Genomic DNA, 16047 nt, shown 5'->3' on the forward strand with positions numbered 1-16047 from the left:
CTCGAACCCGCGACCCCATGCGTGACAGGCATGTATTCTAACCAGCTGAACTACCGAACCTTTTTTTTGCATCAAACAACCGCTGTTGTTCTCAATTGCGGTGCAAAGATAGGTAGTTTTTCTTATTCTGCAACATTTTGATACCGAAAAATAGAAAAAAAATACGATTTCACTAAAGTTTGAGTGTTTTGGAACGCTTATGGATAAAGGAATACAGGATATTCTTATTGAGAATGAAATGGTTAAATGCAAAAGTGATAAATCAGCTCTAAAATTTCAGTTTCAGTGATTGGAGTTTAAATTTTTCCTTATATTTGTGCCTTATAATAATTGTCAAATTTAAATTAACTTATAAGATAATGAACGTACCTGCAGAATTAAAGTACACTAAAGAACACGAATGGATTCGTGTTGAAGGTGAAGAAGCATATGTTGGTATTACTGACTATGCACAAAGTCAATTAGGTGATATCGTGTTTGTTGAGGTTGAAACAGAAGGTGATGAGCTGGAAGCTGGTGATACTTTCGGAACTATCGAGGCTGTAAAGACCGTATCAGACTTGTATTTGCCTGTTTCCGGAGAAGTTTTGGAATTTAACTCAGAACTGGAAGACCAACCTGATTTGGTAAATAAAGACCCGTATGGAAAGGGTTGGATTATCAAAATAAAGATTAGTGACGAAGCACAATTAGACGGTTTGTTGAGCGCTGACGCTTATAAGGCATCTATCTAATTTTTTTGATAAGACAAGGACTGTATGCGTTATCTCTTTCGGGGTAATGGATACAGTCTTTTTTTATTTCGTGATTTGATGATTTATGATTTTAACGGTTGAAGGTTGAGTTGGTAATGTGTGGCATTTTCAATTTTCAATTTTCAATTTTCAATTGCTTGTTATGACTTTAATAAAATCTATATCCGGTATTCGCGGCACGGTTGGGGGACAACCGGGAGATAATCTCACTCCGTTGGATATCGTGAAATTTGTTTCTGCGTATGCCACTTGGCTAAAAATCGGTGCCGGGAAAGAGAAGGCGAAGATAGTGTTGGGACGCGATGCCCGTATTTCCGGTGATATGTACGCTAAACTCGTGGAAGCCACTTTGTGCGGCTTGGGGCATGACGTGGTGAATATCGGGTTGGCGACCACGCCGACAACGGAAATTGCCGTGACGGCTGAAGGGGCTGACGGGGGAATTATCTTGACCGCGAGCCATAACCCGAAACAATGGAATGCTTTGAAATTGTTGAATAACCGGGGTGAATTTTTGTCTGCCGAGGATGGGGCACAAATTCTTCAGATGGCAGAAAAAGAGTCGTTCGAGTATGCCGAGGTGGATGATTTGGGAACGGTTACTTGTAAAGATTACACGGACTACCATATCCGGCATGTGCTGGATTTGAAATTAGTAAATCCGGAAGCTATTGCCAAAGCTAACTTGAAAGTGGTGGTAGATGCCGTGAATTCGGTCGGGGGAACGGTGATTCCCGCTTTGTTACGTGCCTTGGGCGTGAAAGAAGTGGTGGAATTGAATTGTGAACCTACCGGGCATTTCAGTCATAACCCGGAACCGATACCGGAGAATCTGACCCAGATATCGGAAAAGATCAAAGAATGTGGTGCAGACCTTGGAATTGTGGTAGACCCGGATGTGGATCGTCTCGCGTTGGTTTGCGAGAACGGGGAGATGTTCGTGGAGGAGTACACGCTGGTTGCTGTTGCTGATTACGTATTGAAGCATACCCCCGGAAACACGGTATCCAATCTCTCTTCCTCCCGTGCGTTGCGTGACGTGACGCTGGCTCACGGGCAGAGTTACAGTGCCGCTGCCGTTGGGGAAGTGAACGTGGTCGCCAAAATGAAAGAAACACATACCGTGATCGGTGGTGAGGGTAACGGAGGAGTCATTTACCCGGAAAGTCATTACGGACGTGATGCCTTGGTGGGTGTTGGTCTGTTCCTTTCTCATTTCGTGGCGGAGGGAAAGACAATGACAGCATTGAAGGCTACCTACCCCCAATATTTTATCTCCAAGAATAAATTGACTCTTTCTCCCGACATGAATGTCGATAAGATTCTGGAAGGGTTGAAGCAAAAATACGCTTCGGAAGAGATTACCGATATTGATGGTGTGAAAATCGATTTCAAGGACGGGTGGGTACACTTGCGGAAGTCTAATACGGAACCGATTATCCGTATTTATTCCGAGTCAAAAGACGAAGCTGCCGCCAATCAATTGGCAGAAGAAGTGATAAAGGTTGCACAGAGTTTGTGCTAATAGGAAATCTTTTAATCTCGAATTGCCGGAGGAAGTGTTTGTTGGGAATATTTTATTGATATTAGTACCGTAATCCGGATTATTTTTTTTGTCTATTCAGATGTTAATATGCTGAATGATTGCATGAAAAAATATTTCACGGTTGCGGTACACAATATCGTTAAACTATGTATGTTTGTATTGTTTTAAATATAAAAACAAACCATGATAAAGGAGAGATTCTGAGCGAATCTGGCAATTATGAAAACAAGTATAAGCGATTTACCCCGATCGGAGAGTCAGGGAAATGAGTTCTTAATGTTACGGAAGAAAGGGCGTGAAGTGAGGATAGAAGGAGACGGATTTGTCGTGCGCGAATGGCGGTTCTCGGATTGCGATTCATTAGCCGAGAATGCCGACAATGAAAAGATCTGGAATAACGTGATGGATCACTTTCCGCATCCGTACACGAAACAAGATGCTTTTGATTATATCAGTATGGTTCATGTTTTACCCGCCCCACCGACACGGTTTGCCATTGAGGTAGACGGAAAGGCGGTAGGAAGTATCGGGTTCGGTTCCGAGGGTGACATTGAACGTGTGACCGCCGAGATCGGTTATTGGCTGGGCGAGCCTTACTGGGGAAGAGGTATCATGCACAAGGTTGTGGCTGCCGTTACCCGATACGCCTTTGAAACCTTTGGTTATCAGAAACTATACGCTCTCGTGTTCGATTACAACCCCGGTTCGATGCGGGTATTGGAAAAAGCAGGCTACAAACTGGAAGCCGTCTTGCACAAAGCTGCTGTTAAAAACGGCAAGGTGATCGATTTCTACTATTACAGTGTTATGAGGGAAGAGTTGGGATAGTCGTTTTTTTGCGGAGGGGAATGCCTTTTGACAGGTCAATTTGAAAAAAATAGATTAAATATAATGCATTATTGTGATATATTTATTTAATTTGTAGAATTAACGGGCATGTATGAAAAGGGCAGAAGAAATATTAGCAGCGTTGAAAAGCGGCGAAGAAAAAGCTTTCAAGATTTTTTTCTCGGAGTATCATGATGTGTTGGTTTTATATGCCACGAATATCCTTAAAGATGTCGATGCGGCGGAGGATGTCGTGCAGGATTGTTTCATGAATGTTTGGGAAAACTCTCTTTATAACAACCTTTCTGACGGTTTGGATAAATACATGTTCCATTTGGTTAAGAATGCCGCCTTGAACGAGCTGCGGGGCAGCAAACGCAGAGAAGTTCGTCATGAAAAAATGATGGCAGAAATGCCTGTGGTGGAAATGATGAAAGAAGACGAGCAGACTGAAATAGATATTTTATACTCCACGATTAATCAACTTCCCCCTGAACGCCGTCGTATTTTTATGATGGTGTGTGCCGAAGGAAAAAATATCAGGAAGTTGCCGACCAACTACAAATCAGCATTAATACCGTCCGCACTCAATTGATGCGTTCTTTAAAATTTCTACGTGAGAATTTGAAGGAGCAAATGATTTCAATATTGTTGTTTTGTTATAAAATACTGAAATCGATTTAATTAGCATGTAATTTTACATGGGTTAGCAATAGGTGTATAGCTGTTGCGAATTTTTTAACAAAAAAATAAAGATTCCTGTCACATGATTTGAGGGGTGGTGGTGTTATAGGGTAAAATAGTGATTATGGAAGACGAGATTTTAAAAATTATAGCTGCTGAATTAGCGGGGGAGAATGTATCAGGGGAGGAGAAGGAGAGCGTGAAAAGGTGGCGTGAAGAGAGTCGTGGGAACGAGCGAATGTACAGGATGATGGTGGAAGAGTTGGGGGAGGTCGTGGGGTTAGTAAGGATGAAGGGGGGATTGGATAGGGAAAAAGCCTACGAGAGGTTGGAAGGAGAGATGCAGAAAAAGATGATAAGGCAGAAGGAGAATGGGAAAGTGCGGCGGATGAGTTGGTGGCGATATGGCGCGAGTGTGGCAGGTGTGTTGTTGATGTTGGGCGTTGGGATGGCGATATGGATGAAACCGGAAGAAAACAAAGTGCGGTTGGAAGAAAAACGGGTTGTACCGGGGAGCGGGCAAGTGGTGTTGACGTTGGGCGGTGGAGAGGTCGTGTTGTTGAAGCGGGACACGAGTGAATTGATTTTGGCTGATACGACATTGCGGGTAACGAATGAACGGAATACATTGGTGTACTCGGAAATTGAAAACAAAAGGATGTCGGAGGGTATGGTGTACAACACGTTGACAGTTCCGGCAAATGGGGAATACCAACTTGTTTTGGCGGATGGGACAAAGGTGTTTTTGAATTCCGGTTCCGAGATTCGTTACCCGGAGGTATTTGGAAAAGATAGGAGAGAAGTCTTTTTGAGAGGGGAAGCGTGGTTCGAGGTAGCAAAAGATAGCGGACGTGAGTTTTTGGTACACGCGGGAGCGATGGAGGTAAAGGTGTTGGGAACTTCTTTTAACGTGAAGGCTTACGAGAAATTGAAAACGGTGGCAACCACTCTTGTAGAGGGAAGCGTGGAGATTGCATGTGATGGGGAGAGTTTTCGGATAGTGCCGGGAGAGCAGTTCGTGTATGATAAAAATAGTCGGGAGGCGAACGTGATGATGGTGGATACGGAACTGTACACTTCATGGAAAGACGGGTATTACAAATTCCGGCAAGCGACGTTGGAAGAGATTATGACGACACTTTCTCTATGGTACGGGTTGAACGTGTTCTACCAAAACGAGAGTGCGAAACATGTCGAGTTCACGGGAAAAGTGAAACGGTACGAGGATATCCGTACATTGTTGGATAAGTTCGAGCAAACGGAAAATGTGGTGTTTGATATAAAAGAGAATAATGTTTTTATTAAAATAAAGTAAGAAAAAAGCTGTTCGCGTAGACGTGGAACAGCTTTTTTAGTTAAAGCATGTAGACCGAAGTGTGGTTATTTGGGTTTACATGCGAAGTAAAATTCTAATGTATAAAGATATGGAAAAAAAATCGAATCGAACAAAATCCGGTGGAGGAATTTTTGTCCGGAAATGGATGATGAAGATGAAAATTGTGTTTATTTTTCTGATTTTTAGCTTGATGCAAGCGGCAGTGTATGCACAGCAATCGAAAGTTTCTGTGGAGTTGAAAAACGTGACACTGGAGAAAGTTTTTCAGGAGTTGGAACGGCAAACGGGTTATAGTTTTCTCTATAATCATCGGGAAGTCGAGACCCGGGGGAATGTGAGTGTACGGGCGGAAAATAAAGAGTTAAAGGCGGTGCTTGAAGATTTGTTGCCTCGTTTGGGACTATCATATTCTTTTGATGATAATTTGGTGATTATTAAGATTGCGTCAAGGCAAGAACCCGAGAAAAAGTCCGTGCGAGTGAAAGGGTGCGTGTATGACACGAAGGAACAGTCTATGCCGGGGGTGACCGTGAAGTTACTCGGGGGTTCTCTTGGAACAGCTACCGATGTGGATGGACGGTTTCAACTGGAACTTCCCCGGGAGAAGGGTACGTTAGAATTTTCTTTTATAGGATATAAGAGTAAACAGCTAAATTTCACGGGGAAAACAGATACCACGTTTCAGGTAGTACTCGAGGAAGATGTGGCAGCCTTGGAAGAGGTGGTCGTAACAGGTGTATTTACCAAAGCGAAAGAAAGTTATACAGGTGCAGCCACCACGATTACAGCGGCAGAATTAAAACGGGTGGGTAATCGAAATATTTTAAGTTCAATCAGAAATATAGACCCGAGTTTTAATATCGTCGATAATCCGACTATGGGCTCAGACCCGAATAGTTTGCCGGATATCACGATTCGCGGTAATTCAAGTATGACCTCGAACGTGAAAGATTTGCAATCAGAATCCCAAACCACTCAATCGGCGAATATGCCATTGTTTATTTTGGATGGGTTTGAGATTACATTGGAGCGAATGATGGACCTCGATGATAATCAAGTAGAGAGCATCACGCTTTTGAAAGATGCGAGTGCGACGGCAATGTATGGAACTAGGGGAGCTAACGGGGTGGTGGTAATCACGACCAAACAACCGGAAACCGGTAAATTACAATTGACATACAAAGGTGGATTGGCAATCGAAGCGCCTGATTTGACTTCCTATAACTTGTTGAACGCGAGGGAGAAATTGGAATACGAGAAATTGGCCGGCTTGTACACTTATAATGGGGGCCCCGGAGCTACCCAACATAGTTTGGAGACTATTTATAATTCACGTTTATTGGCTGCCGAACGGGGAGTAAACACTTATTGGTTGAAATATCCGGTACGTACTGGTGTGGGACATAACCACAGTTTGCGTTTGGAGGGAGGACGTGAAGAGATTCGTTACGCTGTTGGTCTATCGTACAAAAGCGTGGCTGGAGCCATGAAAGGCTCGGGGAGGAATACGCTGAATGGTAATATTTTTCTTTCTTATAAATTGAAAAATTTGACTTTCCAGAATGATTTGCAAGTGGTGCGGAATAATTCACGGAATTCTCCTTACGGGATATTTTCCTTGTATACCAAACTTAACTCTTATTGGAAGCCTTACGATGATGAGGGTAATTTATTAATGATTCTCGATGACCGGAATTATGCGAGTGACGTGTGGGTAAGTTATAGTAATAAAGTGTATAATCCGTTGTATAACGCTTATTTGCCAAATATAGATGAAAGCAAGTACACGCAAATAACCAATAACTTTGCCATAGAATGGAGAGTTTTACCTGAATTGGTGGTACGTGGTAAATTTAGCGTGACCTCTAAAACTTCACGTTTGGATAAATACAAACCGGCAAGCCATACTGATTTTTTGACATACACGGGCGATGATTATAACCGACGCGGTTCTTATAAAATGGGTATGGGCGAAAGTTTTAAATACGAGACGGACTTTACCTTGAATTATAATAAAATGTTTAAAGATATACATCAGATTTACGTGGGGTTGGGATATAACTTCGCGGAGGAAAAAAGTGAGAGTTTTTCTTTCGTGGGGGAAGGAATCTCGGATGATTATTCTGATTTTATGGGGCTTGCCGCTTCTTACGAGAAAAACAGTTCACCTTATGGAGACGAAGGAATTTCCCGGCGTGTGGGGGGCATCGTGAATGTGAATTATACCTATGACCGTCGTTATTTTATTGATATTTCCGGTAAGTTGGAGGGGGCGTCTAAATTTGGTGCGGATAATCGTTACGCACCTTTCTGGTCTGTGGGAGCGGGTTGGAATATTCATCAGGAGCATTTCATGAGGGAAAGTAACGGGATATTTAATACGGTGCGCCTGCGGGTTTCTTATGGTACGTCGGGGGCACAAAATTTCTCACCTTATCAGGCTATGCGTACGTTTAAATATTTTAATACACAGAATTATAATGGTAACGCGGGTTCTTATCTATTAGGAATTGGTAATCCGGATTTGGGATGGCAAAAGACGGGACAGTTGAATATCGGTATAGAGTTGAGTGTATTCGATAGCCGATTAAAAGTGACTGCAGATTGGTATAATAAATTGACAGACGATATGTTGGCAGATATCACTTTACCGTTGGCCGGCGGTTTTGGTAGTTACAAGGCGAATATCGGTAAAGTGCAAAATCAAGGCGTCGAGGTATTATTGAATGCCTATTTGATACGGGACACAAAACGGAATCTATTCTGGTCTGTCGGTGGAACGATTCTTTATAATAAAAATGAGATTAAAAAAATTTCCAACTCGCTGGAGTTTTTGAATGATGAGTTATTGGAAAGCGACGGTTCTAATCCCAGTTTCCTTTTCAAGGAAGGGCAATCCATGAATACGATTTTTGCGGTACGTTCTTTAGGCATTAATCCGGCGAATGGTAAGGAAATTTACCGGAAAGCAGATGGGCATACGCGGACTTATGATTGGGAGGCAAAAGATAAAGTGGCTTGTGGCGTGACCGACCCGAAAGTGTGGGGTAATTTTAATACGATGCTTCGTTATAAGGGTTGGACGTTAAATGCGATATTCAGTTACCGTTGTGGTGGACAAATGTACAACGCAACATTAGCGAATAAAGTAGAAAATATCCATCCGGTCAATAATGCGGATAAGCGTGTGCTCTATGATAGATGGAAAAATCCGGGTGATAAAGCCAAGTACAAAGGGGTAACCGATCTGTCGGAAACGCGGGCGACAAGTCGTTTCGTGGCAGACGAGAATACGTTGGAATGTGGTAGTGTTTCTTTGGGGTACGAGTGGACATCAGAGTGGTTGAAAAAGAATTTTTCGATATCCTATCTCTCGTTGACGGGATATGGTGAGGATATTTTCCGAGTTTCGAGCATCAAACAGGAACGCGGAACCAATTATCCTTTCGCTCGAAAGTTTTCGTTTTCGCTATCTGTCAGATTTTAAATGTTTAATTGAAAAATCAGAGAACAATGAAGAAGAGATATTTTATTGGGTTATTGGTGGGGTTCCTCGTGTTGCATTGCGGTTGCAGTGACTGGCTTGATGTAAATCCTCGTACTGAGATGAAAGAGGAAGATATGTACCAGAGCGAGAAAGGTTTCAAGAATGTGATGAATGGAATTTATATCCAGATGGCTTCCAAGGAATTGTACGGTAAAAATACGACTTATTATTTCCCGGACTTGTTGGCCGGGTATTGGTACAAGACAAATAACACGACAGAAAATTATATCATGTCGTATTTTTATAGTAACAAGGATGTGGAGAAAGTGATTAAAACAATATGGAGCAAGTATTACACGGTGATAGCCCACATTAACGATTTGATAGAGAATTTGGATAAGACAGACGTGAACTTTACTTACGGGAATAAGGAATTGCTTTACGGTGAGGCTTATGGCTTACGTGCGTTTCTTCATTTGGATATATTGCGTTTGTTCGGTCCGGTTCCGGCTGATGCATCTGACGGGATTGTGGCTATCCCTTACGTGACTGAATTGACTCGAGATCCTTCAAAGTTGGTGTCGGTTACTTACGGGGAGGTAAAAAAGATGATTCTGGAAGACTTGGATAAGGCGGAGGGGTATCTTGCGAACGATCCTTTTAAGAGTGGTTCCATGTATGATTTAAATAATCCTAATGGTAATGGCGTGAAATATAAACCCAATGATGACTGGCATTATTACCGGCAGACACATTTTAATACCTATGCAGTGGATGCCACCCGTGCCCGTTTTTATCAATGGATTGGTGATAAAACGCAAGCAGAGAAGTGCGCTAAAAAAGTGATTGAAATGAGAAATACAGACGAAACAGACAAATTTACTCTTGCCACCAATAGTACTTATAGTGATTCGGGTAAAGGTGCGTTGGTTATGGCGTGTGAACATATTTTTGCGGTAAATTGTTCGGATTTGCAGAATATTATTAATGGGGTATTGATTACTTCATCCTCTTCTTCTACTCCTGAATTGTTTTTGGAAAATAATTGGATATCAAAAGTGTATGAAAATCCGGAATCCGATAATCGTAGCAAAGGCGGGCGTTATTTTCAGACAAACGGGAGTAGGGCTTATTATCTGAAATATTACGAGAGTAGTTCAATTGCGGCAACAGATATGATACCATTGATTAGGCTTGCCGAGATGTATCTGATTTTGATAGAGAATTCTATTTTGACGGATGCCCAAGGGTATTTCGAGATATTCCGTCAAGCGAGAGGAATGGATTTTACGATTTCGATTGGAGATGAAACAAAACGGGAAAATCAGGTGGAGAAGGAGTATCGTAAAGATTTTTGGGGTGAAGGGCAGATGTTTTACTATTACAAACGTTGGAATAAAACGAGTTGGAGTTTGCCACAGAGTGTGACGATCCCGGCAAATGGATTCGTGATACCCAAACCGCAAGGTCAGACAGCGTTCGAGTAACTTTTAATGTTCATGAAATTTATGATAGATATGATGAAAAATATATGGATATATTTGATTGGCGGAATGTTCCTGCTGGTGGCAGGATGCGGGCATAATGATGCGCAAGTGTTTGAAGAAGAGGCTCGGGTGTGTTTTTCGAGAGGTGATGATGGAGGGGGACAACAAGATAGTATTCTGCAAAGTTTTTTTATTGTGCCTGAGATACAGGAGCGGGATACAGTATGGATAGAAATTGCGTTGGTCGGTTTTCCCGTGAATGAAGTTCGTCCGGTGAAAATTGTTCAAATCAATCCGGACGCGAAGGATGCGGCGATTGCTGGTACGCATTATGTTGGCTTTGACGATGCAGAAGTGAGAAGTTTTATGGTAATGGCAGCCAATCAGGTGACAGCTCGGATCCCGGTGATTTTGTTGCGCGATATTTCCCTGAAAACAGAGAAGAAGCGTTTAGAGATGGCGATAATGGAGAACGAATATTTTAAACGGGGTATCGATGCCGATTGCAATTTTATGATTCAAACGACGGAATTGGCGGAGATACCCACGAATTGGGATTCTGCTTGGAAATCCTATTTCGGGGCATGGAGCTCGCAAAAGATGTGGTTTATCGTGAACTATTTGGGATTGGATGATTTCGAGGCGGAATATGATGCCGGGTATAAAAAGTATTTGAAACAAAAAGCGCATTCAAAACTCAATGAATACAACGCTACACATGATGAACCTCTTTGTAATGATTTGACGAAACACCATGAGAATGGTAAAGCGTGTGAGAATTGTGTTGTGTTTCCTTAATTAAAAACGATTGACAATGAAAAAATATATCGAAATAGGTTGCCTGTTGGTAATGGTATTTATCGCCGGGTGTATAGATGACAAGGGTAATTATGACTACATTTCTTCCGGGGAGGTATTCCCGGTAAAAATTTCAGGATTGGACTCGAGTTTCAATTGCTTGGTCGGGGATCTATTACAATTGACTCCCGTTGTGACTGGTATAGAAGGAGAGAGAAACTTGAAATACACGTGGTTTCTCTATCGGAGGGGAATTGCTTATAGCGTGGAAGATACGTTGTGTCACACGAAAGATCTGAAATGGTTGGTCAATTGTGATGTAAACAATTACAGTTTATTGTTTGAAGTACGGGATACTGTTCGTGATTTATTTTCCAAAAAAACATTGGACTTGACGGTCAATACCGCTTATTCGACGGGGTGGTTCGTGTTAGAAGACGATGGAATGAATACGGATGTGGATATGTTGGAGGGGGGAAAGACAACCGAGAATTTAATGGAAATTTTCGGGAGTGGCAGGATGGAAGGGAAAGCGAAAAAAATTGTCTTTAAAGAACGGCACCCCCAAGAAGTAGAGAATGTAGACGGGACAGTTAAAAAGGAGTACAAGAAGGCGTTCACGATAATTTCAGAGAAGGATATGCGGGTGTATGATGCTCAAAATATGGGTATTTTGAAATATAGGAATGATTGTTTTTATGAAATACCCGAGAACTTACGACCGTTAAATGTGGCGACGGAATCTGTTTCGGATGAGGTGAACGTGGACGGGAAGTTTTATTTGATGAGTTCCGGGAATATAGGGAAATTCGGGTACCCGATGATGGGGATTGACGGGACAGAAAATTATCGTATTTTTGAAGAGGGGGTTTTATACTCGCAGTTTTGTTACTTGTGGGAGGAAGTAACCGGTTCTTTTGTTCATGCTTACATGGGTAATTCGAGATTCAATCTTTTGAATGAAGCCAAGGATGGAGAAGCTAATTACGGGGGAGTTTCTAATACCGGGAGTGAAATGAAACGATTCCGGTTTAGGAATTATAAATACGAATATAAAGTTACGCCCGCCACGTGGACTGCCTACGCGTTATGGAGGAATGGGGAAGGAAAGTACGAGATATTGGATTTGGCTTTTGTGGCAACCAACTATCCGATTAAGGGTAAATATGATTTGCCTGTCGGTAGTGGTTTGCCGGAAGCTAAAGTTATGGAAGTCCACCAGACGGAAACGAGAATATTCTTTTCGGAAGGTAATCAGTTGTACGAACACCTTGTAAATTCAAATACCAGTCTTGCCAACCGGGAACGGGTTGTTTATACGTTCCCGGCAGGGGAGGAAATATCTTGTATTCGGCATATTATTGTCAATAGAAAATCCTCGAGCGAGCAGATGAATTGTTTGGTTGTATTGACAAATATCGAGAACAGTTGGAAATTATATAGGTTTGAATTTCTTAATGGCGGTGGTGAGTTTGATATGACAGTATTACCGGAGAAGGCAATGATTGGGCAGGGAGAAGGATATGCACGCTATGTTTTGAGAATGGATAATAATTGGTCGTATTAGTGAAATATCTAAAAGAGAGAGTATGAAAAGATTAATTTTTTGTATATTAGTGATGTTTGCCGTGGTGGCAAATTCAAAGGCGCAGAATAAAAGTATAAATTTCGAGGAAACCAAAGAGTGGAAGAAAATAATCAAGAAAGCCAAGAAAGAGAAAAAACTGATTTTTGTTGATTGTTATACATCCTGGTGTGGTCCTTGCAAGATGTTGGCAAAGAATGTATTCACGAATGATGAGGTGGCCAATTTTTTCAATGAACATTTTGTGAATGCCAAGTATGATATGGAAAAGGGTATAGACGGACCAATGTTGAAAAAACAGTTCGATGTGAAAGTTTATCCTACGCTCTTGTTTATAGATCCTTTTTCTGGAGAGATTATGCATTGCGTGACAGGAGCGGGGACGCCAAAGTGGTTGATTGGTGTGGCAAAACTTGCCATGGAACCGGATAAAAATCTTAATAAGATGTTGAAACGTTATGCTGCCGGGGAGAGAGAAAAGGAATTCTTGCGAGATTATATGAGTGTTTTGTACGCGGCTCATGTGCGGGATGAGTCTGCTCGTGTGGCTTGCGAGTATCTGGAGGTCTTACCGGCAGATAGTTTATACGCCCCGGGAAATTGGTATTTAATTGAGCGCTACGTGGATGATCCATTGTGCCCTTTATTGAAACGTGTTATGGTTGATCGGGGAAAGTTTTATGCTACTATCGGGCAAACAAAGGTGGATAGTAAATTAAGTACTTCCATTTATTTGGCAGCGAAAAACGTGGCAAAGTGGCAGGTGAATATGAAGGTACCCTTTGATGAAAAACGTAATCAAGAATTGATAGATTATTTACTCCATATCGATTTCGTGGGGGCTCCGGCCGGTTTGTCAATCTTGTATACGGCAGCTTGCGTACGGGAAAAGGATTATCGCGGACTACTTGATAGGGTAGATGAAGCATTAAGTTACAATTTATTTCGGGATATTGAGGAGGTCGCTTATTTTCGGGATAACATCAAGCGATTGGTTGGTTGTGAGGATGAAATATTGTTGAAAGAGGGTATTCGGCGAATTGAACGTTTTTGGGATAAACTCACGAATCCTTCTGATAAATACGGTATTTTGACAATAAAAGCGGTTTTGCAAAAGAAAATTGGCGATATTATCGGGGCGGAGAATTCCACGAGAGATGCGGAGAAATATTTAATAAAATAGAGGTGTAGCAAGTAATTTCTCATTGGAGATACTTTTTTCATAAAAACAAATATTCTAGGAAAAAATGAAAAAATCGATATTATTAGTTTTATTAATTGTTACCGTGGTGATAAATTCAGCGGCACAAAACCGGAGTATAAACTTCGAGGAAACAAACGAGTGGCAAAAAGTAGTCAAGAAAGCCAAGAAAGAGAAAAGACTAATTTTCGTGGATTGTTATACTTCGTGGTGCGGTCCTTGTACAATGTTGGCAAGAAACGTTTTTACAAATGATTCTGTAGCTGATTTTTTTAATCGACATTTTGTGAATGTCAAGTATGATATGGAAAAAGACGCTGATGCTTCTGCGTTGAAGAAGCAGTTTGGCGTAAGAGCTTACCCGACGTTGTTGTTCGTTGATCCTTCCTCTGGAAAAGCCATACATCGTATGACGGGAGCAGGTTCTCCAAGATGGTTGATTCGTGAGGGACAACTTGCCATGGAACCGGAGAATAATCTCAGTAATATGATGAAACGATATGCCGCTGGTGAAAGAGAAAAAGCATTTTTGTGGGATTACGCGAGTGCTCTGTACACGGCTTATATGTTAGATGAAGCGGCTCGGGTTGTTTGCGAGTATTTGGAGCCGTTGCCCGTGGATAGTTTGATTCTATCAGAGAATTGGTATTTGATCAATCGTTATGTGACAGACCCTTTGTGTCCTTTATTAAAGAGAGTGATGGCTGAACGGGAAAAATTTTACGTTACTATCGGGCAAACAAAGGTGGATAACAAGTTAAGTTCCTCGATTTATTCTGCTGTAGAATATTTGACACAATGGCATGGAAAGATGAAAAGGGCGTTTGACGAGAAGCGTAATCAGGAATTGATAGACTATTTGCTGAATACAGACTTTGTGGCTGCTCCTGCTGGCTTGGCTATGTTGTACACGGCTGCTCGTGTGCGGGCGGGAGACTTTCGAGGTATGTTGGAGCAGGTAGATAAAGCGATAAGTTATAATGTATTCCGAAATAACACGGAAGTTGCTTATTTCCGAAATAATATCAAGAAGCTAACTGGTTGTGGGGATGACGCTTTGGCACGAGAAGGAATTTTGCGAATAGATCATTTTTGGGATAACGTGACAAATCCTTTCGAGAAATCTAATCTTTTGAAAGTAAAAGCAAGTTTGCAAACTATAATCGGAGATACAATCGGAATAAAAATTTCCACGAAAGGTGCAGAGAGATATTATATGGAAGGGCTTAATGGTTTATCGCAAGAAAAAAAGCAAAAAAAAATTTGATAAATTGAAAGTTATCAAAGTGTATTAATTTGCTATATTTTAAAAGGGGATAGGATTACGAGTGATTCTATCCCTTTTTCCTGAAGATTTTATCTGTGTGCACCGGAGTTATGCCGTTTGTTTGGACCTCGTGGACCGATTGGTCGGGAATACGATTTACATTGGCAAACAGGATTTCCCTGTGAGTCCTGCCTACAGTTTAGATTTACACTCCCGTTTCCGCTTTTTAGGAAAGGTAAAAGGTTTGCATAAATCTAAACTCGTGAAAAATAATAAATAAACATGTATAATCCGTCCCGAGAGGCAACCTCTTGGGCAGGTTTGTGGTGATTGGATTCTCGTGGAATAAATATATTTGTTGTTGAAAATAGGGGGAAAACGGGAAGAGAACAAGGTGAGAACAGGCTACAACTCCAGTGTAACACTTACTGTACACCACTATAACACCGGAGGGGGCGATTGGTAGTCAATGGGGGGTGCGATTGTAATGAAGAAATGAAGTTTTATCTTTGCTTCTTTGCAACACGTGAATGGCGAAAATTGGAGGACAAGTAAGATTTATCGGAGATTTTTCCGTAAATTTGTAAAGTAAAACAAAGGAAAAGCAGTTATGGAAAAAATGTCACGCAAGCTCCCTATCGGGATACAGACCTTCGAGGATATTCGTAAAGAGGGTTATCTTTACGTGGATAAAACGGCTTTCATTTGTCGAATCGTGAACACGGGTAAGCCTTATTTTTTAAGTCGTCTCCGCCGTTTCGGCAAAAGCCTGTTGTTGTCGACTTTCGAGGCTTATTTCGCTGGAAAAAAAGGATTTGTTCGAGGGACTTGCCATCGCCGGGTTGGAGAAGGAATGGAACGAGTACCCGGTGGATGCCAATAACCCGATTCCGTTGATTTACCAGAGCGGCTATTTGACGATAAAGGATTATGACGAGGAATTTGAAAATTATTTATTGAAATTTCCCAATGATGAGGTGAGATACGGGTTTATGAGTTTCCTTTTATAGTTCGATTTCGGATGAGGACAAAGGTTTTTACATAGGTAAATTCGTGCAAGAACTTCGAGAGGG

12 protein-coding genes and 1 pseudogene are annotated in these 16047 nt (G+C 41.6%); all 13 read left to right on the forward strand.

Features of this window, described 5'->3' with window-relative positions; all coding sequences use genetic code 11:
- Positions 1-359 precede the first annotated feature (359 nt).
- On the forward strand, positions 360-734 hold the full coding sequence (gcvH, locus tag L0M98_RS21965; RefSeq protein WP_099292104.1) for a glycine cleavage system protein GcvH: 375 nt from the start codon (positions 360-362) through the stop codon (positions 732-734).
- Positions 735-897: 163 nt separating this feature from the next.
- Positions 898-2280 carry a phosphoglucosamine mutase gene (glmM, locus tag L0M98_RS21970; protein ID WP_186975138.1) on the forward strand — a complete coding sequence of 461 codons (1383 nt, stop codon included), beginning with the start codon at positions 898-900 and terminating at the stop codon, positions 2278-2280.
- Positions 2281-2520: 240 nt separating this feature from the next.
- Entirely contained in the window at positions 2521-3129 is a 609-nt protein-coding gene (locus tag L0M98_RS21975; RefSeq protein ID WP_227217825.1) for a GNAT family N-acetyltransferase, read from the forward strand.
- Between the two features lie 112 nt (positions 3130-3241).
- Positions 3242-3724 (forward strand): sigma-70 family RNA polymerase sigma factor, encoded by a 483-nt coding sequence (locus L0M98_RS21980; protein ID WP_227217826.1) that lies wholly within the window; start codon positions 3242-3244, stop codon positions 3722-3724.
- A complete protein-coding gene (locus L0M98_RS21985; RefSeq protein ID WP_227217827.1) occupies positions 3649-3813 on the forward strand; it encodes an RNA polymerase sigma factor in 165 nt (54 codons plus the stop codon). The genes L0M98_RS21980 and L0M98_RS21985 overlap by 76 nt, the downstream gene beginning before the upstream one ends.
- Before the next feature lie 124 nt (positions 3814-3937).
- Complete coding sequence (locus L0M98_RS21990; RefSeq protein WP_227217828.1) at positions 3938-5128, forward strand: FecR family protein; 1191 nt, start codon at positions 3938-3940, stop codon at positions 5126-5128.
- A gap of 109 nt (positions 5129-5237) precedes the next feature.
- Positions 5238-8636 (forward strand): SusC/RagA family TonB-linked outer membrane protein, encoded by a 3399-nt coding sequence (locus L0M98_RS21995; RefSeq protein WP_227217829.1) that lies wholly within the window; start codon positions 5238-5240, stop codon positions 8634-8636.
- Between the two features lie 26 nt (positions 8637-8662).
- Positions 8663-10123, forward strand: a complete 1461-nt coding sequence (locus tag L0M98_RS22000; protein WP_227217830.1) for a RagB/SusD family nutrient uptake outer membrane protein — start codon at positions 8663-8665, stop codon at positions 10121-10123.
- A gap of 30 nt (positions 10124-10153) precedes the next feature.
- Positions 10154-10921: a DUF4843 domain-containing protein gene (locus tag L0M98_RS22005; RefSeq protein WP_227217831.1), complete on the forward strand. Its 768-nt coding sequence runs from the start codon at positions 10154-10156 to the stop codon at positions 10919-10921.
- 16 nt (positions 10922-10937) lie between these two features.
- Positions 10938-12488, forward strand: a complete 1551-nt coding sequence (locus tag L0M98_RS22010; RefSeq protein WP_227217832.1) for a PKD-like family lipoprotein — start codon at positions 10938-10940, stop codon at positions 12486-12488.
- 22 nt (positions 12489-12510) lie between these two features.
- Positions 12511-13689, forward strand: coding sequence for a thioredoxin family protein (locus L0M98_RS22015; protein WP_227217833.1), 1179 nt, complete (start codon positions 12511-12513; stop codon positions 13687-13689).
- 64 nt (positions 13690-13753) lie between these two features.
- Positions 13754-14974: a thioredoxin family protein gene (locus tag L0M98_RS22020; RefSeq protein WP_227217834.1), complete on the forward strand. Its 1221-nt coding sequence runs from the start codon at positions 13754-13756 to the stop codon at positions 14972-14974.
- 610 nt (positions 14975-15584) lie between these two features.
- Positions 15585-15846 (forward strand): annotated as a pseudogene (locus L0M98_RS22770) (AAA family ATPase); the annotation flags it as partial.
- Between the last annotated feature and the right edge of the window lie 201 nt (positions 15847-16047).

The organism is Butyricimonas sp. DFI.6.44 (assembly GCF_022132345.1).
GTDB lineage: Bacteria > Bacteroidota > Bacteroidia > Bacteroidales > Marinifilaceae > Butyricimonas > Butyricimonas muris.

Bases quoted from the DNA above. Each gene is read 5' to 3' on its own strand.
- L0M98_RS21975 (WP_227217825.1), top strand. From the start codon at position 2,521: ATGAAAACAAGTATAAGCGATTTACCCCGATCGGAGAGTCAGGGAAAT.
- gcvH (WP_099292104.1), top strand. From the start codon at position 360: ATGAACGTACCTGCAGAATTAAAGTACACTAAAGAACACGAATGGATT.
- L0M98_RS21995 (WP_227217829.1), top strand. From the start codon at position 5,238: ATGGAAAAAAAATCGAATCGAACAAAATCCGGTGGAGGAATTTTTGTC.
- L0M98_RS22020 (WP_227217834.1), top strand. From the start codon at position 13,754: ATGAAAAAATCGATATTATTAGTTTTATTAATTGTTACCGTGGTGATA.
- L0M98_RS21990 (WP_227217828.1), top strand. From the start codon at position 3,938: ATGGAAGACGAGATTTTAAAAATTATAGCTGCTGAATTAGCGGGGGAG.
- L0M98_RS22005 (WP_227217831.1), top strand. From the start codon at position 10,154: ATGATGAAAAATATATGGATATATTTGATTGGCGGAATGTTCCTGCTG.
- glmM (WP_186975138.1), top strand. From the start codon at position 898: ATGACTTTAATAAAATCTATATCCGGTATTCGCGGCACGGTTGGGGGA.
- L0M98_RS21980 (WP_227217826.1), top strand. From the start codon at position 3,242: ATGAAAAGGGCAGAAGAAATATTAGCAGCGTTGAAAAGCGGCGAAGAA.
- L0M98_RS22010 (WP_227217832.1), top strand. From the start codon at position 10,938: ATGAAAAAATATATCGAAATAGGTTGCCTGTTGGTAATGGTATTTATC.
- L0M98_RS22015 (WP_227217833.1), top strand. From the start codon at position 12,511: ATGAAAAGATTAATTTTTTGTATATTAGTGATGTTTGCCGTGGTGGCA.
- L0M98_RS22000 (WP_227217830.1), top strand. From the start codon at position 8,663: ATGAAGAAGAGATATTTTATTGGGTTATTGGTGGGGTTCCTCGTGTTG.